24 protein-coding genes and 1 pseudogene are annotated in these 25263 nt (G+C 67.5%); 16 read left to right on the top strand and 9 right to left on the bottom strand.

The genetic code is table 11. The features are described from left to right. Positions 1-71 precede the first annotated feature (71 nt). The 3 genes from IEY31_RS15305 (at position 72) to ribH (ending at position 2511) form a co-directional block, all read left to right on the top strand. Entirely contained in the window at positions 72-746 is a 675-nt protein-coding gene (locus IEY31_RS15305; RefSeq protein ID WP_188973525.1) for a riboflavin synthase, read from the top strand. Next, on the top strand, positions 743-1963 hold the full coding sequence (locus IEY31_RS15300) for a bifunctional 3,4-dihydroxy-2-butanone-4-phosphate synthase/GTP cyclohydrolase II (RefSeq protein WP_373289181.1): 1221 nt from the start codon (positions 743-745) through the stop codon (positions 1961-1963). The genes IEY31_RS15305 and IEY31_RS15300 overlap by 4 nt, the downstream gene beginning before the upstream one ends. Before the next feature lie 71 nt (positions 1964-2034). Further along, positions 2035-2511, top strand: a complete 477-nt coding sequence (gene ribH, locus IEY31_RS15295; RefSeq protein ID WP_188973523.1) for a 6,7-dimethyl-8-ribityllumazine synthase — start codon at positions 2035-2037, stop codon at positions 2509-2511. Positions 2512-2713: 202 nt separating this feature from the next. Here ribH and IEY31_RS15290 read toward each other — a convergent pair whose 3' ends face one another. From IEY31_RS15290 to IEY31_RS15280, 3 genes are all read right to left on the bottom strand, one after another. Next, the gene (locus IEY31_RS15290; protein WP_188973521.1) at positions 2714-2956 is read right to left on the bottom strand and encodes a hypothetical protein; all 243 of its coding nucleotides are present in this window, start codon (positions 2954-2956) and stop codon (positions 2714-2716) included. 413 nt (positions 2957-3369) lie between these two features. Continuing rightward, positions 3370-3852 (bottom strand): RidA family protein, encoded by a 483-nt coding sequence (locus IEY31_RS15285; RefSeq protein ID WP_188973519.1) that lies wholly within the window; start codon positions 3850-3852, stop codon positions 3370-3372. A gap of 63 nt (positions 3853-3915) precedes the next feature. Continuing rightward, positions 3916-4755 carry a dienelactone hydrolase family protein gene (locus tag IEY31_RS15280; RefSeq protein ID WP_188973517.1) on the bottom strand — a complete coding sequence of 280 codons (840 nt, stop codon included), beginning with the start codon at positions 4753-4755 and terminating at the stop codon, positions 3916-3918. A 208-nt stretch (positions 4756-4963) separates the two neighbouring features. On the opposite strand from IEY31_RS15280, the gene IEY31_RS15275 reads away from it, so the two are divergent. After that, positions 4964-7519: an excinuclease ABC subunit UvrA gene (locus IEY31_RS15275; protein WP_188973515.1), complete on the top strand. Its 2556-nt coding sequence runs from the start codon at positions 4964-4966 to the stop codon at positions 7517-7519. A gap of 177 nt (positions 7520-7696) precedes the next feature. Here IEY31_RS15275 and IEY31_RS15270 read toward each other — a convergent pair whose 3' ends face one another. Then, positions 7697-8071 carry a response regulator gene (locus tag IEY31_RS15270; protein WP_188973513.1) on the bottom strand — a complete coding sequence of 125 codons (375 nt, stop codon included), beginning with the start codon at positions 8069-8071 and terminating at the stop codon, positions 7697-7699. Positions 8072-8627: 556 nt separating this feature from the next. On the opposite strand from IEY31_RS15270, the pseudogene IEY31_RS19110 reads away from it, so the two are divergent. The 5 genes and pseudogenes from IEY31_RS19110 to IEY31_RS18785 all read left to right on the top strand — a co-directional run. Beyond that, positions 8628-8738: pseudogene (locus tag IEY31_RS19110) on the top strand (EspF repeat-containing protein); the annotation flags it as partial. Between the two features lie 775 nt (positions 8739-9513). Further along, entirely contained in the window at positions 9514-11196 is a 1683-nt protein-coding gene (locus IEY31_RS15260) for an ATP-binding protein (RefSeq protein ID WP_188973509.1), read from the top strand. A gap of 318 nt (positions 11197-11514) precedes the next feature. Further along, the gene (locus IEY31_RS15255; protein ID WP_229723680.1) at positions 11515-12528 is read left to right on the top strand and encodes an EAL domain-containing protein; all 1014 of its coding nucleotides are present in this window, start codon (positions 11515-11517) and stop codon (positions 12526-12528) included. A 259-nt stretch (positions 12529-12787) separates the two neighbouring features. Then, the gene (locus IEY31_RS18790) at positions 12788-13252 is read left to right on the top strand and encodes a C39 family peptidase (protein WP_229723678.1); all 465 of its coding nucleotides are present in this window, start codon (positions 12788-12790) and stop codon (positions 13250-13252) included. Then, on the top strand, positions 13231-13530 hold the full coding sequence (locus IEY31_RS18785; protein WP_229723676.1) for a tetratricopeptide repeat protein: 300 nt from the start codon (positions 13231-13233) through the stop codon (positions 13528-13530). The genes IEY31_RS18790 and IEY31_RS18785 overlap by 22 nt, the downstream gene beginning before the upstream one ends. Before the next feature lie 151 nt (positions 13531-13681). Here the strand turns inward: IEY31_RS18785 and IEY31_RS15245 are convergent, their stop codons facing one another. After that, positions 13682-14224 carry a dihydrofolate reductase family protein gene (locus IEY31_RS15245; protein ID WP_188973507.1) on the bottom strand — a complete coding sequence of 181 codons (543 nt, stop codon included), beginning with the start codon at positions 14222-14224 and terminating at the stop codon, positions 13682-13684. 168 nt (positions 14225-14392) lie between these two features. Here IEY31_RS15245 and IEY31_RS15240 point away from each other — a divergent pair, with 168 nt between their 5' ends. After that, on the top strand, positions 14393-15229 hold the full coding sequence (locus tag IEY31_RS15240) for a DUF1206 domain-containing protein (protein ID WP_188973505.1): 837 nt from the start codon (positions 14393-14395) through the stop codon (positions 15227-15229). Between the two features lie 120 nt (positions 15230-15349). Here IEY31_RS15240 and IEY31_RS15235 read toward each other — a convergent pair whose 3' ends face one another. Next, positions 15350-16321 carry a phosphotriesterase family protein gene (locus tag IEY31_RS15235; RefSeq protein WP_188973503.1) on the bottom strand — a complete coding sequence of 324 codons (972 nt, stop codon included), beginning with the start codon at positions 16319-16321 and terminating at the stop codon, positions 15350-15352. Between the two features lie 180 nt (positions 16322-16501). Here IEY31_RS15235 and IEY31_RS15230 point away from each other — a divergent pair, with 180 nt between their 5' ends. Continuing rightward, the gene (locus IEY31_RS15230; protein ID WP_188973501.1) at positions 16502-18214 is read left to right on the top strand and encodes a long-chain-fatty-acid--CoA ligase; all 1713 of its coding nucleotides are present in this window, start codon (positions 16502-16504) and stop codon (positions 18212-18214) included. 118 nt (positions 18215-18332) lie between these two features. On the opposite strand, the gene IEY31_RS15225 is transcribed toward IEY31_RS15230, so the two are convergent. Next, the gene (locus IEY31_RS15225) at positions 18333-18887 is read right to left on the bottom strand and encodes a DUF1990 family protein (RefSeq protein ID WP_229723674.1); all 555 of its coding nucleotides are present in this window, start codon (positions 18885-18887) and stop codon (positions 18333-18335) included. Positions 18888-19227: 340 nt separating this feature from the next. Here IEY31_RS15225 and yidD point away from each other — a divergent pair, with 340 nt between their 5' ends. After that, the gene (yidD, locus tag IEY31_RS15220) at positions 19228-19524 is read left to right on the top strand and encodes a membrane protein insertion efficiency factor YidD (RefSeq protein ID WP_188973497.1); all 297 of its coding nucleotides are present in this window, start codon (positions 19228-19230) and stop codon (positions 19522-19524) included. A 46-nt stretch (positions 19525-19570) separates the two neighbouring features. Further along, the gene (locus IEY31_RS15215; RefSeq protein ID WP_229723673.1) at positions 19571-20092 is read left to right on the top strand and encodes a hypothetical protein; all 522 of its coding nucleotides are present in this window, start codon (positions 19571-19573) and stop codon (positions 20090-20092) included. A 550-nt stretch (positions 20093-20642) separates the two neighbouring features. On the opposite strand, the gene IEY31_RS15210 is transcribed toward IEY31_RS15215, so the two are convergent. Both IEY31_RS15210 and IEY31_RS15205 read right to left on the bottom strand, forming a co-directional pair. Further along, positions 20643-20900, bottom strand: a complete 258-nt coding sequence (locus IEY31_RS15210; RefSeq protein ID WP_188973495.1) for a hypothetical protein — start codon at positions 20898-20900, stop codon at positions 20643-20645. A 189-nt stretch (positions 20901-21089) separates the two neighbouring features. Beyond that, entirely contained in the window at positions 21090-21329 is a 240-nt protein-coding gene (locus IEY31_RS15205; protein ID WP_188973493.1) for a WGxxGxxG family protein, read from the bottom strand. 342 nt (positions 21330-21671) lie between these two features. Between IEY31_RS15205 and IEY31_RS15200 the strand changes: the two genes are divergently transcribed. From IEY31_RS15200 to IEY31_RS15190, 3 genes are all read left to right on the top strand, one after another. Beyond that, a complete protein-coding gene (locus IEY31_RS15200; protein WP_188973491.1) occupies positions 21672-22829 on the top strand; it encodes a hypothetical protein in 1158 nt (385 codons plus the stop codon). 388 nt (positions 22830-23217) lie between these two features. Beyond that, a complete protein-coding gene (locus IEY31_RS15195; protein ID WP_188973489.1) occupies positions 23218-23478 on the top strand; it encodes an M-like protein in 261 nt (86 codons plus the stop codon). 442 nt (positions 23479-23920) lie between these two features. Further along, positions 23921-25255 (top strand): ABC transporter substrate-binding protein, encoded by a 1335-nt coding sequence (locus tag IEY31_RS15190; protein WP_188973487.1) that lies wholly within the window; start codon positions 23921-23923, stop codon positions 25253-25255. The last annotated feature ends 8 nt before the right edge of the window (positions 25256-25263 follow it).

Here is a 25263-nt window from a genome sequence, read left to right as displayed (position 1 = left end):
CTTCTCTGACTCTTCTCTGAAAAAACGCTGGCCAGGGAACCCGCTTCCCGCCGCCAGCCGCGAGGTCAACCATGTTTACTGGAATTATTGAGCAGCTCGGGCGTGTGGCCCGCACCGTGGACACCGCCGGCAACCTGACCGTCACCATCGAACCGAACGAGATGTGGGCGGACCTGTCCCTGGGCGAGAGCGTCGCGGTGAACGGCACCTGCCTGACCGTGACTGCCTGGGACCACGCGGGCTTCACGGTGGACCTCAGCCGCGAGACCCTGGCCAAAACCGCCCCGCACTGGCAGGACGGGCACCGCGTGAATCTGGAGCGGGCCATGACCGCGCAGGCCCGTTTCGGCGGCCACGTGGTGAGCGGCCACGTTGACGGCGTGGGTGAGGTGCTGAACGTCGAGGCCCGGCCCGGCGCGTACACCATGACCCTGCGTGCCCCCGCCGCGCTGGCCCGTTACCTGGTGCCCAAGGGCAGCGTCACCGTGGACGGTGTGAGCCTGACCGTGGTGGACGTGGGTGGCCCGGCGGGCAGCCGCGCCGACCTGCGCGCCGACGAGTTCACGCTGTGGCTGGTGCCACACACGCTGGACGTGACCACCCTGCACACCTGGGCTGCCGGAACGCAGGTGAACCTGGAGGCCGATCAGATGGCCAAGTACGCCGAGCGCCTGCTGCTGATGCGGGACTGGACGCCGCCCACCCCAGAGGGGGCAGGCCGTGACGCCCAGCAGGTCGGCGCGTGACGGCGTCGCCCCTGGTCCTGGCCCCGGTGGCTGAACTGCTGCTGGAGTTGCAGGAGGGCCGCCCCGTCATTCTGGTGGACGACGAGCGCCGTGAGAACGAGGGTGACCTGCTGATGCCCGCAGCGACGGCGACGCCGCAGTGGATCAACTTCATGGCGCGCGAGGGCCGGGGCCTGATCTGCGTGACCCTGACCCCGGAGCGCGCCGGGCAGCTTGACCTGACCCCCATGGTGGGCCGCAGCACGGATCCGAACGGCACAGCCTTTACGGTCAGTGTGGACCACACCGGCAACACCACCGGCATCAGCGCCTTTGACCGCGCCGCTACCATCGCGGCGCTGATGGACGACGCGGCGCGGCCCACGGACTTCCGCCGTCCCGGCCATGTCTTTCCGCTAGTGGCGCGGCCCGGCGGGGTCCTGCGCCGCGCGGGCCACACCGAGGCCGCGTGTGATCTGGCGCGGTTGGCCGGTTTTGCCCCGGTGGGCGTGATCTGCGAGATCATGGGAGACGACGGCGAGATGAGCCGCCTGCCGGACCTGCTGACCTTCGGGGCGAAGCACGGCCTGAAGGTGGGCAGCATCGAGGCGCTGATCGCCTACCGCATGCAGCACGATCCCTTCATGCTGCAGGTGGCCGAGGCCGAGTTGCCTACCACGTACGGCTCCTTCCGCATCGTGGGCTTCGAGGACACGGTCAGCGGCGCGGAGCATGTGGCGCTGGTGATGGGTGAGGTCACGCCGGAGCCGCTGCTGGTGCGCGTGCACAGCGAGTGCCTGACTGGAGACGGCTTCCACTCGCTGCGCTGCGACTGCGGCGCGCAGCGCGACGCAGCGATGCAGGCCATCGCCGCCGAGGGCCGGGGCGTTCTGGTCTACCTGCGGCAGGAAGGCCGGGGCATCGGCCTGCTGAACAAGATCCGGGCCTACCATCTGCAAGACGGCGGTGCGGATACGGTCGAGGCCAACGAACAGCTCGGCTTTCCAGCCGACGCCCGCGATTTCGGCATCGGCGCGCAGATGCTGCATCTGCTGGGCGCGCGGCAACTGCGTGTGCTGACCAACAACCCCCGCAAACTGCGCAGCCTGGGGGGCTTCGGCCTGGAGGTCGTCGAGCGGGTGGCCCTGCACGCGGGTCACAACGAACATAATGCCCATTACCTGAACACCAAGGCCCTCCGGCTGGGCCACATTGGAACGGACGGCAGTCACACCTGAACCCGTGCGGAGGCGGATGCGACGCGCCCTGGCGGCCCGTGCCACCTGTCTCCCCCCCCAAGGAGCATTCCATGAACCGAACCGAAGCAAACCTGATCGCCACCGACATGACCTTTGCTGTTGTCAGCACGCGCTGGAACCACCTGATCGTGGACCGGCTGGTGGAAGGCGCGGAGCTGGCCTTCGTACAGCATGGCGGCGCCACCGGGCAGCTGGACCATTACCTCGTTCCAGGGGCCTACGAGGTGCCGCTGGTGGCACGCAAACTGGCCGAGAGCGGCCGCTACGACGCGGTGGTGTGTCTGGGGGCCGTGATCAAGGGCGACACGGACCATTACGACTTTGTGGCGGGCGCCGCTGCCACCGGCATCTTGAACACCTCGCTTCAGACCGGCGTGCCGGTGGCCTTCGGCGTCCTGACCACCGACACCGTGGAGCAGGCGCTCAACCGCGCCGGGATCAAGGCGGGAAACAAGGGCGCAGAGGCGGTCACCGCCATGATCGAGACCGTTAACCTGCTGCGGAAGGTGGCCGCCGCGTCCTCCTGACCCTGGGGCCAGGCCGAGCGCCGAGCGGATTGGCCCCAGTCAGTCGTCGGCGCCGCGGTCCAGCGCCCGCAACGCCAGGATCCGCAGCAGCCAGTAGCCATAGGGCAGGGGGACCGCTAGGGCCATAAGCTGGGCGCGGCCTGGACTCCCCTGGGAAAGGGGCCATTCTGGGGCAGATGCGCCTGGTGGTGCGGCGTGTCGCCTAGACCCCGTGCCAGGGCGGTGGCCTGCGCCAGCTTTTGGGTGTTGGGGGTGCAAAGGCCTTCAGGGCGGTGTCGTTTAGCCGTGTGACGGCGTGCGGGCGCAGGGCGCTGCCGGTGGCGAAATCGAAGTTGGCCCACTGCAGGGCCAGCAGATCACGTACCTGGTAGGCGTGCTGGTCGATCAGGACCAGGGCGGCGTGCAGCGTGGTGTCGGAGGCAGCCTGGCGGTGCAGCCGTTCCAAGTCCCCACCGAGTAGCAGTAGCTCCCTCCGGCGGTCATTGGCGGGCTGGTGTATGCCGTTTTGTTAGGCGGGGGGCACAGGCCTGAGAGGAGCGGAATCGTGGCATCGAGTTCGGTCGCCTGCTGCGCCCCCATTAGTCTGCGAGCGCGCTCACTACCTGAATCATGGGCTGAACGCAGAAAACCGGCGTTAATGGACAGAGACCTCATCATCCCACTTTATCAATGTTCCATTCCCATGTGCACAAGCCCAAGCATCAGCACAGTGAAAATTGCAGCTCACACGTCTACATTTACTTGTCCATTAACGCCGGTTGAATCCAGAGTGATGCAGAAGTTGATTTCGGGGTCAGCGACAAAGCGCTCCCGCCATTTCGCTCAGCGAGCCATGGCGCAATGACCTCCCATCTCAAGTCAGTCCCGGATTAAGACCTCGGCTTCTACTTCCACAGGGATGTGCCACGGCAACTCGGCCACGCCCACCGCCGAGCGTGCGTGCTGGCCGGTCTCTGGGCCGAAGACGTCGAGAATCACCGCGGAAAAGCCGTTGATGACGCCCGGTAACCCGGTAAATCCGGGCGCGGCATTGACCATCCCGAACACCCGCACCCAGGCGGTGATCCGGTCCAGATCGCCCAGACTCCGGCGCAGGCTGCCCAGCATTGCGAGGGCCACCAGGCGTGCGGCGGCGTGCGCCTGCTCCGGCGAGACCTCAGCGCCTACCTTTCCCAGCGGCGTGGCCAGCGTGCCGTTCGGAGCCTGCGGACCGTGGCCGGACACGACAGCGCGCTGGCCCACCACCCGGACCACCGCAAACGGCAACACCACGCCGTCCGGCAACTGCAGCGGCGGCGGCAGCACCAGGCCAAGCTCCCGGATCCGGGCCTCAGCCCCCATACGGGCCACCGCCTGCGCAGTCCAGGTCCAGGTGGTGAAGCTGACCGTCCATCATGTCGATCATCAGGTCCCCTGCCCTGCCAGTGCGTCCCCAAAAAACCGCAGCAGCGCGAGGCGGGCCGCCTCCCTTGATTCGGGGTGGGGGGCTGACCGTCCCTCGCCGCCCTGTCCCCGGTGAAGGATGGGATCACGGTACTGGTACGGGGCCTCCAGCATATTGAAACCGTGTTCCGCGCCGGGATAGACGACGGTCTGCACCAGGGCGCGGTCGGCCGGTCCCAGGCCGGTGATCAGGTCATGGCCCGAGTCGCCGGGGTCGTCGTAGCGGTCACGCCCGCCCACCAGAACCAGCACCCGCGCTCCGGTCAGGTTCCGCAGTTCATAGCCGGGGACGGTGTTGTAGATCCAGCACGCCGGATACATGGCCGCGTGTGCGGCGAACTGCTGGCCTGCTGGAAGGTACTGGTCACGGCACCGACGGGTGGCGCTGAGCAGCGTCACTACGCCGCCCCATGAGAAGCCCAGCACGCCGATGCGCTGGGGGTCCACCCGTGGATGCGCCGCGAGCAGGGCGAAGGCCCCGAACACGTCGGGCAGGTTCTCCCACGCCGCCCCCGGACGGCCCTCGGAGCCGCCGTCCAGTCCACGCGCGCCCCACATGTCGAGCTCCAGCGTGGCTATACCGGCGCGGTTCAGGTCCAGCGCGTGCAGTTGCCCCCGCGAGTCGATGCCGTTGGAGCCGTGGGCGATCACCACCGCAGGCACGCGCCGCTCCGACACCGGCAGCTGCAGCCGCGCGCCGATGTGCAGCGCCGTGCCGTCCAGCGCCTGCACCGGAAAGCACAACTGCTGGGTGTGCAGGGCCGGCCAGGCCCCGCTGGAAGGAGGCAGGACGTCAGTCACGTGCCGGACCGGTTCAGCAACAGCACCATACCGGGCAAAGCAAAGCGGACCAGGGTCATGGGGCATCGTAAGAGCGCGGCACAGCGGTGTCAATGGCGCCCCCGACTGGCGTGGCCCGCGCCGCATTCTGAGCGCGGCGCGGCGGGGGGTTCAGCCAACGTTGCGACTCGCGCCGCTGGGGCCAGGCCCCCACCCATACTGGGACACCATGTCCACTCCCCCTGCCTTTTCCGGCTACGTGCAGGTGCGCGGCGCGCGGGAACACAACCTCAAAGACCTGTCGCTGCGGGTGCCGCGCGACGCCCTGGTGGTGTTCACCGGCGTCTCCGGCTCGGGCAAGTCCTCTCTGGCCTTTGGGACGCTGTACGCCGAGGCGCAGCGGCGCTACCTGGAATCGGTCTCGCCCTACGCCCGGCGCCTGTTTCATCAGGTGGGAGCGCCGGACGTGGACGCCATCGAGGGCCTGCCCCCCGCCGTCGCCCTGCAGCAGCAGCGCGGCGCCCCCACCGCCCGCTCCTCGGTGGGCAGCGTCACCACGCTGTCCAACCTGGTGCGCATGCTGTACTCGCGCGCCGGGGTCTACCCGCCGGGGCAGGACATCATCTACGCCGAGGGCTTCTCGCCCAACACCCCCGAGGGGGCCTGTCCCTCCTGCCATGGTCTGGGCCGGGTGTACGAGGTAACCGAGGCCTCGATGGTGCCGGATCCGTCGCTGACCATCCGCGAGCGGGCCGTGGCGGCCTGGCCGCAGGCCTGGGGCGGTCAGAACCAGCGCGACATCCTGGTGTCACTGGGCATCAACGTGGACGTGCCGTGGCACACGCTGCCGCAGGACACCCGCGACTGGATCCTGTTCAGCGATGAGCAGCCGGTAGTGCCGGTCTACCCGGGCCTGACCCCGGACGAGACCCGGCGGGCGGTCAACCGCGGGGCCGAGCCCGGGTACATGGGCACCTTCAGCAGCGCCCGGCGCCACATCCTGCACACCTTTGCCAGCACCGAGAGCGCCTCCATGAAGCGGCGTGTGCAGGGGTACATGGTCTCGGCCGCGTGCCCGGTCTGCCGCGGCAAGCGGCTGCGCCCTGACGCCCTGGCCGTCACGTTCGCGGGGTACGACATCGCCGACTTCTCGCGGCTGCCGCTCAAACAGGTGGCGGCGCTATTGCGCCCCTACGCCAGCGGCCACGAGGATGGGCACGCGGGGCTGCTTGAGCAGCGTCCCGAACAGGCCCTGGCCCGGCAGCGCGTGACCGCGGACCTGGTGGCCCGGCTGGACGTGCTGCTGAACCTGGGGCTGGGCTACCTGCAGCTGGAGCGCTCGACCCCCACCCTCTCCCCCGGCGAGTTGCAGCGCCTGCGCCTAGCCACCCAGCTGTATTCCAACCTGTTCGGCGTGGTGTACGTCCTGGACGAGCCCTCGGCCGGGCTGCACCCCGCCGACACCGAGGCGCTGCTCGCGGCGCTGGCCGGACTGAAGGCGGCCGGCAACTCGCTGTTCGTGGTGGAACACGACCTGGATGTGGTGCGCCGCGCCGACTGGATCGTGGACGTGGGGCCGGGGGCCGGGGAACACGGCGGTGAGATCCTGTACAGCGGCCCGCCGGAGGGGCTGCGCCGCGTGGACGGCTCCCGAACCGCCGAGTACCTGTTCCGGACGGCCCCGCAACCTGCCCGCCACCCACGCATCCCGGCAGGCTGGCTGGAGCTGCACGGCGTCACGCGTCACAACCTTCAGGACCTGAGCGCTCGGTTCCCGCTGGGCGCGCTGACCTGCGTGACCGGCGTGTCGGGTTCGGGCAAGTCCAGCCTGGTCAGCCTGGCGCTGGCCGAGACGCTCGCTGCCCACTTCGGTCAGGAGAACACGGGGCAGGACCGCGCACCTGGGGCCGAGGAGGAGCTGGGGGAGACGCCGGTGGCCCCCAGCGCCGCGCGGCTGGGGGGCGACGTGGCGGCGCTCACGCGGCTGGTGCAGGTTAACCAGAAACCCATCGGCCGCACGCCGCGCAGCAACATGGCCACCTACACCGGTCTGTTCGACCACGTCCGGAAGCTGTTCGCGGCCACGCCACTGGCCCGGGTGCGCGGCTACGGCGCGGGACGGTTTTCCTTCAACGTCAAGGGTGGGCGCTGCGAGCACTGCCAGGGCGAGGGCTGGGTGATGGTGGAGCTGCTGTTCTTGCCCAGCGTGTACGCGCCGTGCCCGGTGTGCCACGGTGCGCGCTACAACGCCGCAACGCTTGAGGTTCAGCTGCGGGGGCGCAACGTCGCCGAGGTGCTGGGCATGACGGTGGACGCCGCCTGGACCTTTTTCAAGGATGACCCGGCGGTGTTCCGCAGCCTGGACACCCTGCGCGAGGTGGGCCTGGGTTACCTGCGGCTCGGCCAGCCCGCCACCGAGCTGTCCGGCGGCGAGGCCCAGCGCATCAAGCTGGCCACCGAGTTGCAGCGCGCCGGGCGGGGGCACACGCTATACCTTCTGGACGAACCCACCACCGGTCTGCACCCTGCCGACGTGGAGCGCCTGGCCCGGCAGCTGGACCGGCTGGTCGAGGCCGGCCACACCGTGATCGCCGTGGAGCACGACATGCAGCTGGTCGTCGGCAGCGACTGGGTCATCGACGTCGGACCCGGCGCGGGCGACGAGGGTGGCCAGCTGGTGGCCCAGGGCGCGCCTGCACAGGTCGCGCAGGCCAGGGGAAGCCGGACCGCGCCGTACCTGGCGCGGGCGCTGGATCCCAGTGAACGGGGAATAGACACGCGCTGACCAGACCAGGGACCCTCCACGTCAAGGTAACGCGCCCGGACAGCGGTCGGCCTTCCGGACAGTTTGAGCTCACGACTTCCCCGCAACCGCAGCGCCGCCAATATCAGCCCCCTCGGCTGGATCTCTGACACCACACTGGCCAGCAGGCCCTTCCCCGGCATCGCCCGGGTCAACCCTTCAGCGGCGGGTTGCGGTGGACGGCCCGATGATCCGGCGCAGGTGTTCGGCGGCCTCCAGGCCCTTGATCACGTAGCCCGCCGCCCCCATCTGGAGGGCCGTTGCCGCCAGCCTGGGATCTTCCAGTCCACTCAGCACCACCACCGGGACGCCCGCTGCCAGCCTCAGCGCGCGGGTGAGCAGTTCCAGACCAAGGCCGTCCGGCAGGTCAAGATCCAGCAGCAATAGGTCGAACGGCGTGGCCTGCCAGCAGCGGGCCGCCGCCTCGAAGGTCGGCACATCCTCAACGGTCCAGTTCATTCCCGCGAACTCCAGGGTGTCTTGCAACAGCATCACGTCCGCGCGGTGGTCCTCAACGAGCAGCACCCGCGTCATAGGAAAGGGCGCCCGTTAAGGCCCAGCACGCCCCATAGAGCGTTGACCCCAGCGAACGGCTCCATGCTGTCGCGAAGCAGCGCTGGAGTGGACCGGCCCAGAACACCAGCGGATGAGTCGGGCTGTACAGTCGTTGCTCCCACACAGGCACGATAGCGGAGCTGGACCCGCAGGTGAAGATGACGTCACTTAAGGTGTGGGGGCCATGTCTCTTCACGCTCCAGGCAACGACAGGCTTGAACCCAGGGTTGGCCCCCTGTCGGAGCCTCTGTCCGTCGCCGTAATCCACGGCGGCGAATACGCGCAGATCGGCACGTTTATCCGTCAGGGGTCAATCTGCTGGTGGTCGGCGGCGACGGTCTGGACAGCGATGAATTGGCCCAGGTGGCGGGCCGGGGCGCAAGCAACATCTCCTACACCACGGTCGGTCCACCTCTGGATTCACTGCCCGGAGTCAAGAACTTTGTTGCCACATACCGCAATGCGGCGCCTTCGTGTTACTCGGCGTAGGCGTATGACTCGGCCACCGTGATCGCTGAAGGCATCCTGAGCGCGATCAAGGCCCATGGCGGAAAGCTGCCCACCCGGACCGATGTGGAAAGCGCCATCTGGGGGGCAGTTTCAAGAATCTGCTGTCCGGCGAGGCGTCGTTCAACAGCGTGGGTGACCGCAACGCCGCCGCCCTGTATTTTATGAAGATGCAGGCGGGGAAGCTGCCCCTGTACGCCAGGTCGGTGGTCAGGCCGTGCTAACCCTGAGACTCCAGGTCTGGGGCCGTCCAGTGCCGGCCCGCACCTCAACCCCCCCCCCAGTCCAGCCACAGGAAAGGTTGGGAGGCCAACAGGCCACACGCGGAGCCAGCCGCCCCCTCCCAGCACCCGTACCTGGCGGGAGGGGTTCCCACCACTCCATTACGGCGGCCCCTCGGCATTCCCCTTAAGCCTTGCTCTGTGTCCAGCACACAAAAGCCTGACAGGGCTGGGGCATCATCAGACACGATCTGGCAGGTCAGGGGCGGGCTGAATTTCCCTGAGTCTGCGTGTCATGTTCGGCAGATCAGGGGACAGCTGCCCACCCCTCCAACAACGGGCGCGCGAGTGGGTTCCCGTCGGCCCCTGGAGGGTTCGAGTCCCCCCGCCCACCACCACAACCAAGGCAGGTCAGGGAGCGCGCCAGTCCCTGACTTTTTTTGGCCTGATGCATCCGGCGCGGAATAGAAAAGCTGAGTGCCCCTGCGCGCCAATGCCTGCTGTTCTGTTCCCGGCCCGGCGGCGGACCCCGAGGGCTGGCCGGCGCGTCTCCTGCCCGTCCGCGACGCTGCCTTCTCCTGCACGGCGGCAGCCCGCACCTGTCTGGGCGGCTGGTGTGGACGGCTGGGAAACACGTTCACGCGCCATTGCCTCAGGCTGTTTCAGCGCAGCACGGCGCTCTATAGTCGGCCCATGAGCTTCAGCCCGGACAATAGCGCGCTGGAGGGTCTCGGCACCCCACAGGCGGCCAGCGTCGATCTGCGGCTGCTCAGCCAGGCCCTCGCCGCCAGTGTCAACAGCGCCGTCATTGCAGACGCGCGCCTGCCAGACCTTCCCATCATCTACGTCAATCCCGCCTTCGAACGCCTGAGCGGGTACCTGGCGGTCGAGGTGATCGGGCGCAACTGCCGGTTTCTCCAGGGCCAGGACCCCAATCCCGGCCCCAGGGCGGCCATCCGCGCCGCCATCCGGGAGGGGCACAGCACCACCGCGCTGCTGCGCAACTACCGCCCGGACGGCACCCTGTTCCACAACGAATTGACCATCAGCCCCATCCGGGACGCGGCAGGAACCGTCACCCACTTCTTCGGATTTCAGACGGACGTGACCGCGCGGGAGGCGACGTCCGCCCTGCTGGCCGGCCTTCAGAGCGTGACTGGGGAACTGGCCGCCGCGCGAACCCAGCAGGCGGCGTTTGACCTCCTGCTGGGTCCGGCGCTGGAGGCAGTCGGGGCCACCGGCGGCGCAGCGCTGCTGGCGCACGGCAACCGCCTCAACGTCGCGGCCCGGCGGGGTGCGGCCAGCGCCAGCGTCTGGCAAGACGGGAGCCTCGGCAGCGCCGGTCCGGGGGCGGATGCCCTGCGCTCCGGCCAGCCCCTGTTCTTCGGGCACAGCGGCGCGCTGACGGCGGCCTATCCGGGCCTCGAAGGCCGCACAGGAGGCGCCGCAGCAGTGGCGAGCGCCGTGCTGCCGATGCAGGCGGACGGCCGGCCGCTGGGGATCATCGTACTGGACTTCCGCGAGCCGCATGAGTTCGCACCCGAAGAGCGCTACTTCCTGCTGACCCTGGCCTCACAGTTCGCACTGGCGCTGGGCCGGATTCACTTTGCCGAGACCCTCGAGCAGCAGGTCCGTGACCGCACAGCCGAACTGGAAGCCCAGCGGGACCTGTTGCAGGTGTCGAACGAGGAACTCGAGGCCTTCACCTACTCGGTCTCGCACGACCTGCGCACCCCGGTCCGCCACATCATCAGTTTCAGCAACCTGCTGCGCCGGTCCCTTCCCGCCCCCCTCAGTGACAAGGCCGAGCGCTACTTCGGCATCGTCCGCACCGCCGCCGACACCCTCAACACCCTGATCGACGGCATGCTCGACGTCTCCCGCGCCTCCCGCCAGCCACTGAGCCCGGTCCAGGTGGACCTGGACCGCGTGTTCGCCGCCGTCCGTCACGAGCTGAGCGTGGCCCACCCGCAGCGCCAGATCGTCTGGCAGATCGGCCCACTGCCCACCGTCCCCGGGGACCTGAGGCTGTTGCGGCGGGTGGTCACGGCGCTGCTGGACAACGCGGTCAAGTACAGCCGCGGGCGGGAGCCCGCGGTGGTCACGGTCTGGGCCGAGGACCAGGGCCACACCTGGGCGGTGTACGTGCAGGACAACGGCGTGGGATTTAACCCGCAGTACCGAGACAAGCTGTTCACGATGTTTCAGCGGCTGCACCGCCAGGAGGAGTTCGAGGGAGCGGCGGTGAGCCTGGCCAACGCGCGGCGGATCGTGACGCGGCATGGCGGCACGGTGACGGCACACGGCGAGCCGGACCTGGGCGCCACCTTCGGCTTCGTTCTGCCCAGGGAAGCGGACGACGCTCCCGCAGCCTGACGGTGCCGGGGCGTCCAGTCCGCTTTCCAGGGCCCGGTGGCGGCAAGGAGACCGGGCGCAGCACGGCCCCTGGCCCGCGCTTCACGGCATGAGCGTCACGGCGGTGACACTCACGCTGCTGTGCTCCCCTTCTGGCGTAGGGGCCGGTGCGTCCGTGAGGTCCGGGCATGGCCCTTGACCGCATCCAGGACCGGTGCGTTCTGGAACCACTCAGAAAAGATGCTTGTCAGACAGCGTGACTACTCTGGTTCCGTGCATCGTGCCCCTCCCTCCCCCCCCATCCTCCCGGGCAAGTGCGATTGCCATCATGTCCAGTCTGTGGGCACTGACGGCATGGACGGTCTGGCGCTGTACGCCGCGTCCCGTCATCTTCAGCGCAAACTCTGGCTCTCCCTGGACGCCCATCAGATCTCGTTTCAAACGCACGGGCCCGCGTTCATCGTGCACTCGGACGCCTTTTCCGGGCTAAGCACGTTGACCGCCGGTTTCACGGCAACCGAGCAGCACGAAGTCCTGGCCACACCGTGGCACGGCGGCGAACCGGACCCGTGGCAGACCGCACCGCTGGAGCAATGGATGCACCGGCTGAACAGCCCCTGGTTCGCGGACGCATGCCAGCATCTTCACTTCGAAGTCCAGCCGATTGTGGGCCTCAACGATCTGGACATCTACGGCCACGAGGCGCTGGTGCGCGCGCACTGGGACGGGCAGACCCTGGGAGCCGGCCCCCTGCTGCGCGCCGCCGCTGCCCATGGCCAGGCCCGCGCGTTCGACGCCCTGGCCCGCCGCAACGCCATCACGCAGGTCTATCCCACGCTGCCGCCCGGTCAGCAACTGTTCATCAACTTTTCGCCCAGCGTGGTGTACAACCCCGATATCTGCCTGCAGACCACCTTCGAGGCCTGCCGTCAGGTGGGGGCGGACTTCAGCCGGCTGGTCTTCGAGGTCACCGAGAGCGAGGCCTTTCCCGACCTGACGCTGCTGCGCCGCATCCTGAAACGCTACCGTGCCGAGGGCGCGCAGGTGGCGCTGGACGATCTGGGGGCCGGGCACACCAGCCTGACGTACCTGGCCGAGTTGCGCCCAGATGTGGTGAAACTGGACCGCGCGCTGATCCGAGGCCTGCACGCCGATGATCCCCGCCTGCCGCTGGTGCAGGCGCTGATTGCCTATGCCCACGGTCTGGACATCCGGGTGGTGGCCGAGGGCATTGAAACAGCGGGTGAACTTGCGCTGGTCACCGCGCTGGGCAGTGATTACGCCCAGGGATATCACCTGGGCCGGCCAGCGCCCCAGCCGGTGTCCGGGCCTCTGAGAACGCCTCAACACTGACCGCGCCGCCGGTCTGAGTGTCACCCGTGCACAGGCCCTGGGGTTCGACAGGTTCCCGCAGGCGGTACGTTCCCGGAGTCCTGGCGGTACGGAGCCCTGGCGGCAAGCCCCCGCCTCTTCCAGCCGGAGCAGGCCCTGCACCGCACCCACAGGCTGGCAGGGGTCTATTCGGCACACCCTGGAGCATGGCTCAACATTGAATGAAGTTCCCTGGCTCGCCGAGGCACCACCCGGCCCCCATCCCCGGACACAATGGGACATGCTCAGATTGTCCCTTCTCCCGCTGCTCGCTGGCCTGGCGCTGGGTGGTGGGGCCGCCGCCCTACCCAGCAACGTGACCCTGAAAAATGTTCGCCACGAGTATCAGGGGCCAGACAACTGCGCGCCAGTCACGGCCCTGACCGTGCTGGGCTACCACGGCACGCGCGTGACCCAGGCGGCAGCAGCGGCAGCCATGAAGGATTATCCGGGAGACCCGCAGGTTAGCAGTCTTGAACTCGCGGCGTACCTGGGGCGTTTCGGCCTGCGCAGTGTCATCCGGTACGCAGGCGATCCTGACGTGCTGCGCGAACTGGTGTCGCGCGGTTTTCCGGTGGTGGTGCAGCAGCGGCTCAGGGCCGGGAGCAACGTGGCGCATTTCCGTACCGTCTACGGCTACAGCGGCGGCTCGTTTCTGCCACCGCCAACTGGCGGCACGCCCAGATGCACGGCGAACAGGACGTAAAGACGCGGCCGGGCGATCCCTACGCCTGGTGGGGAGTGGCAAAGGCCAGCCTCCGGCTGGGCAATGCGGAAACCGCGGCCGAGCAGTTTGACCGTGCGGTGAATCTGGGCGTGCCAGCCATCTACTACCTGTACCGGCAGGAAGCCTTTGAGGCCTGGACGCAGGTCGGCTGGTACTCCAGAATGCTTCAGGTCACCGGACCCGCCCTGACCTCCTTCCCAAAAAGCAAGGAACTACTGAAATTCCATAATGTAGCCCGGGAGGCGCTGGGGGATTAGGGACGATTTGCCTCTCGCCCGAGGGGTTGAAGTCGGCACTTCAACGGCAATATGTATACACACGGTCTGGCGTGATGGGCAGAATAGAGAGAGTTCGTCAGCAGGCATGATCCACGGTTCATGCGCGACAAGGGCCAGCAGATCAAGAAGTTCAGCGGCGTGGTGCGGGTTCGTAGGTTAACAGCAGCACGCCCGCGCCCAGGTCTCTCGAGGCGGTGAGGTTCAGCGGCAGCCGGTCCCCGCCCGCGAACAGGCGCTTGCCGCTCCCAAGGACCAGGGGGTAGACCATCAGGCGAAGTTCGTCCACAAGGCTGTGCCGCAGCAGCGTCTGCACCAGGGTGCCGCTGCCATACACGAGGAGATTCCGGCCGTCCTGCTCCTTGAGCGCCCGCACCGCCCCGGGAACGTCTTCCCCGAGGGAGGTAGCGTTCCACGTCAGGGAGGTCAGGGTCGTTGTGGCGACGAACTTCGGCAGGCTGTTCATGCGTTCACCAAACGCACCGGTATCCGTGGCCGTCGGCCAGTACCTGGCAAAGCCCTGGTAGGTCACGCGGCCCAGCAGCAACGCGCCGCTGTCAAACAGTTCATCGTGCTTGAACGGGCCGCTATCGGGGCTGTAGCCCCTTTGCCAGGGCGTGGAATCTTCATACACACCGTCGAGGGTCAGGAACTCGGTCACGATCACCTTGCGCATGCGTCCTCCTTCGCTTCCTTGTGCACCGCTCCATGCTACGCGGCAGGCGGGCAGGCACGTTCACCGGGTGGCACTCCCCCGGCAGGCCCCCACAGAACACCAAACCGTAAAGAAACAAGGGCAGGGCCGGCGCATCCAGCCGCCAGGGTCCTGGGGCATAGTGGGCCCATGTCATCTGCCAGAGCACAGGTTGAGCGCGCGGGCCGCAAGGTGGCTCCGGGCCTCGAGGTCCTGGCCCGTTTCGGTTACGCCAGCAAGGGCGTGGTGTACGGCACAGTGGGCTTTCTGGCCCTGAGCCTGGCGCTGGGTGCCGGCGGCACCACCACCGACACCAAGGGGGCGCTGCTGCGCCTGCAGGACCTTCCGGCGGGCAGCGTGCTGCTGTGGGTGCTGGTGGTGGGTCTGGTGGGCTACGCGCTGTGGCAGTTGCTGCGGGCCGTGCTGGATCCCGAGCACCAGGGCACCGAGGCCAAGGGGCTGGTCAAGCGTCTGGGCTACGCGGTCAGCGGCGTCGCCTACCTGGTGCTGGCGGTCTTCAGCGCCCGTGTGGCAGCCCAGGGCAGCGCCCCCCGCAACCAGAACAGCGAAAGTCAGACCGCCTCCGACGTGCTGCAACTGCCCGGCGGTCAGGTGCTGCTGGGTCTGGCGGGTGTGGCGCTGCTGGCAGTTGCGGCCAACCAGCTGTACAGCGCCTACGGGGCCAGATTCATGAAGCGCATGGCCTTTACCGACGTGGGCGCGCGGTACCGGGACACGCTGAAGCGCGTCGGGCAGATCGGGATCGCGGCGCGCGGCGTGCTGCTGACCATCGTCGGCATCTTCCTGCTGGTGGCCGCGTGGCGGGACAAGGCCAGCGTGGTGATCGGCACCTCCGAGGCGCTGGCGTGGCTGCGCGATCAGCCGGCCGGACAGTTCCTGCTGGCCGCTGTGGCGCTGGGCACGCTGTGCTACGGCGTGTGGTGCGTGACCCAGGCCCTGTACCGGCGCATCAACGTCTTGGACTGAGCCGAACCCGGCAAGACGTCGCCCGGCCAGCAGACACCGCACGGTCCACCCCTGACGCGGAACTCGCGTACCCGCTGTGGCGGTGACCGAGGGGCCGCCACACTTTCCGGCGGCCGACGCTCAGCCGAACACGCGCGCCGGGTTCCCGACCGTCATCTGTGTGATCTGAGTCTGGGTGACGCCGCGCCGCAGCAACTCGGGCAGGATGTCATCGCTCAGGTGGGTGGGATGCCAGTCCCTGATGGCGGGCAGGATGGCGTCCGGCACCGGCAGAGGGCGGCCCAGCCACTGCCAGATGCTGTCGTGCGACAGCAGAATGCGCCCCGCGTGGCCGTCACCCAGCAGCGCCTCCAGCACCCGCAGGCGGTCCGTGTCCATCGGCGTGCCCACCAGGCCCTGCAGCCCAAGGCGGTCGAAGGCGATATTGACGCCGTGTTTCAGGGTTTCGCGGTGGTAGTCGGGATCGGTGTTGCCGTCCATGTGACCGATCATGATTCGTTCCGGATCGGCCCCCTCCCCCACCAGCAGTTCGGCCTGCTGCGGTCCCTGGCGGCCCTCCTGGGTGTGGGTGATGATCGGCACACCGGTCTCGCACTGCACGCGGGCGGCGGCCTGGAAGAACACCCGCTCGTAGGGGCGAATCGCGTCGCGGCTGCTGGCCAGCTTCAGGACCCCGGCCCGAATACCGGTTGTGCCGATGCCCTCGGTCACCTCCCGCAGCATCATCTCGTAGACCTCCTGCAGGCCGTCGGTGAGCGAGAAGCGGAACTTGAAATAGGCGGTGGCCCCCTCTCCCTCGTAGTAAAAGCCGCTGGCACACAGGATGTTCAGCCCCGAACGCTCGCTGACCTCGCGCAGGAAGGCGGGGTCACGGCCGCATTCGTTGGGCGTGGCGTCGACGACCGTCTGCACGCCGCGTGAGCGCAGCGTTCCGGCCACCTGCACGCACGCCTCAAGGGCGGCGGCGTGGTCAAAGGCCCCCAGGGTCACGTCCCCCTGGTACCCGGGATACCCGAAAATCACGTGTTCATGCGGCAGGGTAAACCCAAGCCCATCGGCGGGAACGGGACCTGTGACGGTCTGTGCGCTCATGACAGTCTCCTTTGCAGTGGGGGAAGGTCCGGGCAGCCGGATGAACCGATCTGCCGCAGGCGGGCGTCGAGATGGCCCATCATGGCCAGCGCCGCGTCCCACGTCAAATTTCCCTCCAGCTGTGGCGTACAGTGGAGGCCGCCTCTACCGTCCCCGGCCACCACTCAGGGAGAACAGCACATGACCCAGTTCGGCCCAGCCCACTCTGATCCGGCGCACTCCGATCCGGCCCGGTCCGGCCCCGCGCAGCCACCCCGGCCTCTCAGCCCCAGCACCCGTTACTGGCCGCCCGGGCTGCCGGTCAGCCTGGATGTGCCGCAGACCAGCCTGTACGACAACCTGCAGGTGTCGGCCCGCCGGTACCCCGGCAAGGCGGCGCTGTGGTACTACGGCCGGGAGGTCCGGTACCGTGAGCTGCTGGCCGAGACCGACGCGCTGAGCGGTCACCTGGCGGCCGCGGGCGTGCAGCGGGGAGACCGGGTGCTGATCGCCATGCAGAACAGCCCGCAGTGGGTGGCGGCGGCGCACGCGATCTGGCGGCTGGGCGCGGTGCTGGTGCCGCTGCCCCCCATGCTCGGAGCCGACGAGTACCGCTACTTCCTGGAAGACGCGGGCATCTCGGTTGGCCTGCTGGGCGGCGAGCAGTACCCGGCCCTCAGGGCGGCGGGGCTGGTCCACGCCGTCGTCGCGGACCTGTCGGAAGGCACGACGCTGCCGCTGCCGGCGGGACTGGACGCCAGGCCTGACCTTCAGGCCGGAGATGTGGACTGGCAGACGGCCCTGAGGGCCGCGCCCGCGCCGGTGGCAGCAGTGACGTCGGATGACCTGGCCGCGCTGCCCTACACCAGCGGCACCACCGGCAAGCCCAAGGGCGCGATGCACACCCACGGCGGCGTGCAGGCCAATGTGACCGGCAGCGCGGTGATGCGCGGCGCGAACCCTGCCGACGTGCTGCTGATGACACTGCCGCTGTTTCACGTCTCGGCGTTCATCCACGACATGCTGATGGGCCTGTACCTGGGCAACCGCGTGGTGATGATGGCCCGCTGGGACAAGGCGCTGGCCAGACAGCTGACCCGGACCCAGGGCGTGACCGTGTGGTTTGCCATCACGACGCTGGTGGTGGACCTGCTGAGCCTGCCGGACCTGTCGGCCGCCGACCTGCCCACGCTGCGGATGATCGTGGGGGGCGGCGCGGCGATGCCCGAAGCGCTGGCGCGGCAGCTGCGTGACCTGAGCGGCCTGACCTTCGTGGAGGGCTACGGCCTGACCGAGACCATCTCGCAGAGCCACTTCAACCCCATGCACCGCCCCAAGCTGCAGTGCCTGGGCCTCCCGGTGTTCGACGTGGACTCACGCATCGTCGACCCGGAAACGGGTCAGGAATGCCCGGCGGGCGAGGTCGGGGAAATCGTGACACGCGGGCCGCAGGTGTTCCGGGGCTACCGGAACAGGCCCGAGGCCACCGCCGAAGCCTTCATGGAGCTTGACGGCCTGCAGTTCTTCCGCACCGGGGACCTGGGCTACGTGGACGAGGAGGGGTATTTCTTCTTCGTCGACCGGCTCAAGCGCATGGTGAACGTGGGCGGCATGAAGGTCTGGCCTGCTGAGATAGAGGCGCTGCTGCACGCCCACCCTGCCGTGCAGGAGGCCTGCGTGATCGCGGTGCCCGACGGGCGGACCGGCGAGCGGGTGCGCGCGGTGATCGTGGCCCGCCCCGGCGCGCGCCAGGATGAGGCGGAACTGATCGCGTGGGCGCGCGAACACATGGCCCACTACAAGGCCCCGCGCGAGGTGCAGTTTGTGGGTGCCCTGCCGCGCGGCGCAACCGGCAAGGTGGCGTGGCGGGCGATGCAGGACGCCGCCCGGGACGCGGACGTGAGGAACGCCTGAGCAGTCCTGCTTCTTATCGTAAGCAAGCGAAGGCCGCCTGATCTTCACAGTCGTATGCGCCCTCCGAACCTGCCTGCCCTGGATGGGCCGTGCAGCCAGTCGTTCCGTTGCCACAAGATCAATGCGCCGCCTCCGGGCCTCCCTCTGGCGGCTCTGGCAGGGTGAAGGTGTGCTGCAGCACGGGCATCTCCAGGGTCTCGGTGCCCTGGCTGACCACCCGGCCGCCCGCGTACCGGGCCACGCTTTCCAGCGTCCGTTGCCAGCTGAGGCGCTGCGCGGCATGAACGCCCAGGACGTAGGCCAGCAGATCGAAGGTGGAGCTGCTGCGCAGCAGCGACTCGATCTGCAGCGTCAGGTCTCCGGGCGCCGCTCCCGGAATGACGCGGAAGTCGGTGGTGCCGGCCTCCGGGTGCAGCCGCAGGGTCCGGACCCGGAAGCCCAGGGAACCGACGTGTTCCACCACCACCCGCCCTCGCCGGATCAGGAAAATCCGGAGCCACAGGCGGTCTCCCTGCTCGACTGGCGGAATGGGATGGTCCAGGCCCCGGAACCAGATCAGCCCTTTCGGTGCGTGGTCCGCGAGATGCGTGCGCCAGTGGCGGGCCACCTCCCCGGCCGGCCGGCCGGAGCCCGTCAGCTCCACCCAGTAGCGCCGGCGGATCAGGGGGCCCACGCCGTCCTGGGCAGAGGAAGGACGCAGGGGATGGCGGGGGCCTTTCAGGAGGGCCGTCGCGGCCGCCGCGAGCGTAAGCACAAGGAACAGGGGAAAGCGGTGCGACACGATAAACCTCCAGTGGATGGAACGTCGGTGGTCTAGAACATATGGTCCAGTCCGGGGCCTTGCCTTGCTGGCCCGTTCATCAATTTGAAAGGAACGGTCTAGACCCCCCGGTCCAGCCGGACACCCGGCGGTCCCCAGACGCGGCGGTCCACCCGGCGCGGGCATGGTTTCATCGCGTCTCCTTCATGCTTCCCTCAACTGCGCCCTCCCCCGCTGCACCTAGGCTGAGCGTATGCCCAGCATCGACGCCTCTGCCCTGACCGGAATCGGGCTCTACCAGCGCTGGCTGTCGCCCCACAAGGGCTTCCGCTGCGCCCACGCCGCCTTCTATGGGGGCGAGTCCTGCTCGGCCGCCATTGCGCGCACGGTCCGGGAGCATGGCCTGGGCGCAGGGGCTCCGGCCATCGCGGCCCGCTTCGCGGCCTGCCGTCAGGCCTACGGCCATCTGTCCGACCAGCTGACCGGCGGGGCGCGCGTCCGGGGCGTGTGCTGCTGCGGCCCTCTGCCCATTCCATTCCGCTGCGGCTAAGCCCGCCGCGCAACTGTGCCGTCACCGCGCGGCCCAGGAGGTCACCATGAGTTCTGACGATACGTCCCACCTGTCCAATGCTGCTACGCCCGCCACCAATACCCAGCGTCGCCGCGCCCGCCTGCTGCGCCTGGGGCTGATCGGCATGGCGGGCGCGCTTACCGTGACCGCGCTCAATGAGGGGGTCCGGCGGGTGTTGCCGCACGCGCCCCGCATCGAGGTGATCGGGGAGCGCGCCCTGGCCGGCTCGCTGCAGGCGCTGAATGTAGATCCCCCTCGCGGCGCGGCGCTGTACCGCTGGACGCTGCTGGGGGACCTGCTGTCCAACACGCTGTATTACGGCCTGGTGGGGCTGGGACCGCGGCAGGGCGCGTGGCAGCGCGGCGGGTTGCTGGGACTGGCCGCAGGCCTGGGCGCGGTGGCCTTGCCCCGGCCCCTGGGGCTGGGCGGCCAGCCCGGCGCTCGCTCGCCAAGAACGCCGCTCCTGACGGCAGCCTGGTATCTGGCCGGCGGTCTGGCGGCTGCCGTGGCCGCCCGCCAGCTCGACACGAATTCCCGGGGAGACTGAGGGACTGACCGTGACCCAGAGCTCTTGGTGCCGTCAATGCCCCCAGGGCCAGAGGGCAGGAAGGCCAGGGGGCAGGTCTTTTACGCCGCTCAGCACTCTTGATCGTGAAAGCTCACGGCTGCTGAGCGCATCCTGCGGTCCGGTACGGAGCAGCCCGGCCATGCGCTGCGATGGGCGCTCCCACGTTCTCCTGCCTGATCAAGCTGCTGAGTGCTTCGTTCCGCGTTTCAGGTAAGGAGGCTGGAAATTGAGCCCCTTCGATATCTGCTCAAGGCGACTTGCTGTCTCCTTCTTTGCCATTCATCAGTTGGGCATGTCCGACTCTACTTTGGTCTGAGGATTCAGCAGACGAGCGGGCGCCCGGTGATCGGCAGACGCACCCGTTTGCAGCTGCCGAGCACGGCACGGCCGCAACGCATTCCCAATCCCCTGACCATGGGTCTGGTGCGTCAGCCATTACGACGGCATATGCTGGCTCATTTGGTCAGGGGCGGGAGACTGGCCGCTTCGATCCCGCTGGCTTACTCAGGGGACCTGTGTCAAGACGCGCTCAATTCGCTGGCCACCAGTGTTGTTTATGGGCGATCCAGTAACGCCTGAACACCCGATCCACCGTCTTACAACTCACCTGGAGGCCCAGGGCATATTCGCGCATCCGGGCATGCTCGGTCAACGTCACGTCCTGATGCTCTTTCAGCTGATTCACGAGCTGTTGTTCGCCACTGAAGGTCACGCGTCGAGGACGCCCTGAACATCGCTCAATTTGGTCCAGCGTTCCCAGACGCTGCTTCTCGAGGTAGCGCTCCACGGGCGTGATGGGGCTGCCGTACAACCAAGCGACGGCTTTTTGAAATGTCTGGCTTCAACCGCGGTGACGGTGCGTTCTCGCCGTCCTCCCCTTAACCGACGGGACGTGTCATTCAGCAGCAATAACGCTGAACGACACGTCTCGTCGGACTTAAGTTGACAGAACCTTCTTATACGACAGGTGGGATCTTTAGCGCGGTCCAGTCCCAGTGGTGTGGGTGGTGCCTGCAGGATACGTCCGATCATCTCTACGGCGCAGCCCCGCCAGACCCAGCAGGCCGAGCAGGCCCAGCCAGCCCCAGTCAAAGCCGTCGTCCGAGGTGGTGGCGGTGGTCGTCGTTCCCGTGGTGGTGGTGTCGGTCTGGGCAAGGGCCGGGACCGGGGCGAGCAGCAGGGACAGCAGCAGTGTGGACTGAATCATTCGTTTCATGGCAGGGTCCTCCAGGACGGGATTGACCAGAAGGGACGTTCTCTGGTGGGTGAAGCATGTCACGCGGCCGCAGGATTTCGCCTGAAACTGTCGTTCAGTAAGCGTCCATACAGTCTTAACCTTTGGAGCGTTTCGGGGTGCGGCATCCACAGCCTGCGGGGTCCCGACCCGACGGAACTTTGCCCTTGATATTCGGAAGCCCAGTGGTTCAGGCGGGTCTGATCCCCTGAGAACACCACCGTGAGTGTCTACAGGCCCGCGGCCAGAACAAGCACCTGGGCCAGAGGGCCGCAGTTCGTGCCGCACCTGCCCCCTTCAGATCTACGTGAAGGCCGCAGCCTGATGCTGCGTCTGCTGGTTTTGCACCTTGGACCAAGATACGGATACTATAGAGACTTGACCTCGAACCATACCGCCCGCCCGCTCCCACCCAACGAACATCTCCGCCAGCTCCATCACGTCTACGGCCCCCTGAGTCCTGCGTTTGTCGCTGAAGAACTTGGATGCAGCCTCGAAGAGGCGATTCACCTCCTGTACGGTTCCCGCGCTGCCGGGTTCTGCTGGGTCAGTCTGGCGGATCTGGCCTATCTGTCGGCTGTAGGCATGGCTGCATTAAAGCGGTGGGTGCAGCGACATCACCTCCAGAGTGCGCAGCGGGGCCAGGGACGCACTGCGCACCGCTATGTCCATCTGGACGACGCCCGCCAATTTTTGCTCAACAACCAGCATCTGATCTCAGGATCAGGAGATGTCACGGCAGACGCGCTGCCCCGGGTGCGGGGCGAAGACCTGTGGTCCTCTCCCCCAGTGGTCCGGGCACCCGTGGTAGATGTGGACTGGCAGCTGGCGCGGCAGGCCGCCTGGCCCATGACGGTGGAGCGCCTGGCCGAAGCGATCTACGGTTCCCGTGCCGAACACGCCCAGCACCAGACCCGGAAGACGCTCCGGCGCTGGGAATCCCAGGGGCGTGTCGTGTGCTTTGCCCGGGGTCTGTATGACCTGGTGCGTCCGTCACTGGTGCTGGATCAGGAACGTTACGGACGGAGTGTGTTGCCCAGAGAGGAGCTCCAGAAACTGCGCACCCACCATCCAGAGATCGCCCACTGGGCTGGTGGGCCCCTGGCAGCCGCCTGGCGGGTTTACAGTCACTTCTATGCCCGGACGCTGCTGTCCGTGATGGACCGTGGGGAGCCCACGCTGCTGGAATACCTGATGGTGCGCCAGTTGAACCCAGACTGGGTGCCTGAGAATGTTGACGCCCATTATGAGGAGCTCTGCCGGGAGGCGGCCTTCTACCGTCTGTTGCCCGCACCATGCCAGGGTGTGCTGGCGATGGAACAACCTGTGCTGACCGTGGAGAACATCGAGGCAGGCCTGATCGACTTTGGAGCGGCCGCCGAGGCGACCCGGTTGAAGATGCAGCGTCACTCCGGCAGGGGCCGGAACCCAGACGGAGGCCGCAGGACAACGGGGGCGAGCGGTGTGCAGGAGCGCGCGTAGCGCATAGTTCAGAGGTCAACAGCGGCCAAAGGTACACAGCTGGTAGATTCCAGGACAGCACAGCGCCGCCTCCCCATCGCCAGGGCGAGGCAGAACCAGGCATACAGACGGTGGAGCGGGGTTGCTTGAGGAACAAGCCGCCCTGCCTGGTCCTCCAGACCTTCATTTCTGCCTGTGGTGTGGACCGTTCCGGCACCTTGCCGGTGTCCGTCACGTTGCGGGGTAGCCGTGCCAGCCGCACAGCGTACTCCAACGCGCCGTGAAGCAGCACGTGAGGGTGCTCCAACAACGGTGAGACAGCCGCTTGCCCTGAATCTGCTTGTGCAGGTGGTAGGTAAGCAGTGGTTGTCAAAAGCCGTCCTGATCCCTGGCAGCGTATGGTAGGGGTATGACCCAGAATGCTGACCGCCATGATCCCGAGGCTGCGGCCGACGAGAAACATGAGCCCACCAACGTGGAGTTGCAGTTTATGGGCCACGTTGACGAGCGCGAGGAACTGAAGGCCAGGGTCGAGGCCGAGAGCAGTGAGGCTGGCGCCTACAAGCTGCGCGGCATGGACGAGCATGATGTCGCCCTGAAAGGAACGATGGACGCGAGCGATCCGCCCAGCACCAACATGGGCGAGGCCGACGAGGACCTGACGACCTGAGCTGAACGGTTCTGCCTCACCCAAAAGGCCTCTGGCCCCTAGAGACAGTTGGTTTTGCTGGACAAGCCTCTCAATGAGCGAGCCTGCCGGCGACGGCGGGAACCGCGCGGCCTGCGGCGTGATGAGGTTCCCGCCAGCAGGCCATGTTGACCTGGAATGCCTTTCAGGCCACAGCGCGGGCCGCACCCCTCTGACAGGCCCTTCCGTTGTTCGTCCCTGCCCACTGCTTTCTCCCACCCTGCCAGGTGAGGACAGCCCCGAATTCCTCAGATTTTCTTGGGTATTCGTGAATCTGATTGACCATTTTTTCCCATGGGCGTACGCTGCAACCTGAACACCATCAACTCGCGTCTGCCATAGCCCGCAGCCCATCAGCACGTGGATCCGATTCCGCATGGAACGCTCCGTGACCCGGCCACGTTCTCCCAGGAGGTTTCCTGTTATGACCCGTCACACTGGTTCGTTTGGCCGTGGTGCAGCTTTGCTGGCGCTGCTCACTCTTGGTGCAGGTCAGTGGGCTGGTGCCCAGGGGTATACCGGGCCGCAGGTCAGTCTCACCTTCCTGCACGGGTTTACTGGTCCGGACCGGCCCGTGATGGAAGGGCTGATCAAGACGTACAACGACACCCATCCCAACGTACAGGTGCGCGGTCAGGCCCAGCCGTGGGGCACCACCTGGCAGCAGCTCCCGGCGCTGGTTGCCTCCGGGAAGGCTCCCGACGTGGTGGTGATCAATGAGGACCAGATCACGGGCTTCGTGGCGCGCGGCGCTGTGTCGCCGCTGACGCCCGCTGAATTGAAGGCCGCGGGCATCGACAAGTCAAAATTCTTCGGGCCGCTGTTCGCCACCGCCGACTATAAGGACCAGGCCTATGGGGTCCCGGTTTCGAGCGTCGCCTACGTCATGTTTTATAACAAGGACCTGATGAAGAAGGCTGGCCTGGACCCCAACAAGCCGCCCCGCACGCGAGACGAGTTTCTGAAAGCTGCCCTGGCCTGCACGGTGGACAAGAGCGGCAAGAAGGCGGGTGAGGCAGGCTTTGATCCCAAGAACCTGGACACCTGGGGCGTGAGCCTGTACAACAACTGGGTTGGTGCGCGCGCGGCCTACGCGGCAATCCTTCAGAACGGCGGGCAGATGGTGGACAAGAACCAGAACGCGGCCTTCAGTTCGCCGCAGGCCGTCAGCGCCGTCCAGTTCCTGGTGGATCTGGTGCAAAAACATCACGTCGCCCGGCCCAACAGCACCGAGGAGGCCGAGCTGGCCGCCTTCAGCCAGGGCAAGGTCTGCATGTTCCCCAGCGGACAGTGGTACCTGGACCGCTTCGAGAGCCAGAAGATGAACTTCGGCGTGACCTTTCTGCCGCGTGTGGGCGGGACCGTCAGGGACGCGGCCTGGGGCGGCTCCAGTCACCTGACCCTGCCCAAGCAGCGCCCCGGCTACGACGCCAACAAGCGCAAGGCCGCGCTCGACTTTATGGCGTGGATGAGCCTGCCCGCGCAGAATCTGGCGTGGACGGCCACCGGCAGCCTGCCCACCCAGGCCGCCGTCGCCAAAGATCCCGCCTTTGCCAAGGCGCCCATCAGCGGCATCTTTGACCGCCTGGGCAGTGTGTACGCGACCAGCGGTTATCCCTGGGTGGGCCAGGTGATGGGACCGTTCGATCAGGCGTGGGAGGCCGCGTACCTGGGCAAGAAAACCGTGGCGCAGGCCCTGGCCGACGGAGTCAAGGAATCGAACAAGCAGATTGAGCAGGCCCGCAAGAACTTCCAGTAGGGCGTGCG

Source organism: Deinococcus aerolatus (assembly GCF_014647055.1).
Lineage (GTDB): Bacteria > Deinococcota > Deinococci > Deinococcales > Deinococcaceae > Deinococcus > Deinococcus aerolatus.
The sequence above is the reverse complement of the archived record's forward strand: the minus strand, read 5'-3'. Positions and strand labels throughout refer to the sequence as shown.

What these genes read in the sequence shown, in the direction of transcription:
- IEY31_RS15305 (WP_188973525.1), top strand. Translation starts at nt 72, where the DNA reads ATGTTTACTGGAATTATTGAGCAGCTCGGGCGTGTGGCCCGCACCGTG.
- ribH (WP_188973523.1), top strand. Translation starts at nt 2,035, where the DNA reads ATGAACCGAACCGAAGCAAACCTGATCGCCACCGACATGACCTTTGCT.
- IEY31_RS15285 (WP_188973519.1), bottom strand. Translation starts at nt 3,852, where the DNA reads ATGGGGGCTGAGGCCCGGATCCGGGAGCTTGGCCTGGTGCTGCCGCCG.
- IEY31_RS15275 (WP_188973515.1), top strand. Translation starts at nt 4,964, where the DNA reads ATGTCCACTCCCCCTGCCTTTTCCGGCTACGTGCAGGTGCGCGGCGCG.
- IEY31_RS15270 (WP_188973513.1), bottom strand. Translation starts at nt 8,071, where the DNA reads ATGACGCGGGTGCTGCTCGTTGAGGACCACCGCGCGGACGTGATGCTG.
- IEY31_RS15260 (WP_188973509.1), top strand. Translation starts at nt 9,514, where the DNA reads ATGAGCTTCAGCCCGGACAATAGCGCGCTGGAGGGTCTCGGCACCCCA.
- IEY31_RS18790 (WP_229723678.1), top strand. Translation starts at nt 12,788, where the DNA reads ATGCTCAGATTGTCCCTTCTCCCGCTGCTCGCTGGCCTGGCGCTGGGT.
- IEY31_RS18785 (WP_229723676.1), top strand. Translation starts at nt 13,231, where the DNA reads ATGCACGGCGAACAGGACGTAAAGACGCGGCCGGGCGATCCCTACGCC.
- IEY31_RS15245 (WP_188973507.1), bottom strand. Translation starts at nt 14,224, where the DNA reads ATGCGCAAGGTGATCGTGACCGAGTTCCTGACCCTCGACGGTGTGTAT.
- IEY31_RS15240 (WP_188973505.1), top strand. Translation starts at nt 14,393, where the DNA reads ATGTCATCTGCCAGAGCACAGGTTGAGCGCGCGGGCCGCAAGGTGGCT.
- IEY31_RS15235 (WP_188973503.1), bottom strand. Translation starts at nt 16,321, where the DNA reads ATGAGCGCACAGACCGTCACAGGTCCCGTTCCCGCCGATGGGCTTGGG.
- IEY31_RS15230 (WP_188973501.1), top strand. Translation starts at nt 16,502, where the DNA reads ATGACCCAGTTCGGCCCAGCCCACTCTGATCCGGCGCACTCCGATCCG.
- yidD (WP_188973497.1), top strand. Translation starts at nt 19,228, where the DNA reads ATGCCCAGCATCGACGCCTCTGCCCTGACCGGAATCGGGCTCTACCAG.
- IEY31_RS15215 (WP_229723673.1), top strand. Translation starts at nt 19,571, where the DNA reads ATGAGTTCTGACGATACGTCCCACCTGTCCAATGCTGCTACGCCCGCC.
- IEY31_RS15205 (WP_188973493.1), bottom strand. Translation starts at nt 21,329, where the DNA reads ATGAAACGAATGATTCAGTCCACACTGCTGCTGTCCCTGCTGCTCGCC.
- IEY31_RS15200 (WP_188973491.1), top strand. Translation starts at nt 21,672, where the DNA reads ATGCTGCGTCTGCTGGTTTTGCACCTTGGACCAAGATACGGATACTAT.
- IEY31_RS15195 (WP_188973489.1), top strand. Translation starts at nt 23,218, where the DNA reads ATGACCCAGAATGCTGACCGCCATGATCCCGAGGCTGCGGCCGACGAG.
- IEY31_RS15190 (WP_188973487.1), top strand. Translation starts at nt 23,921, where the DNA reads ATGACCCGTCACACTGGTTCGTTTGGCCGTGGTGCAGCTTTGCTGGCG.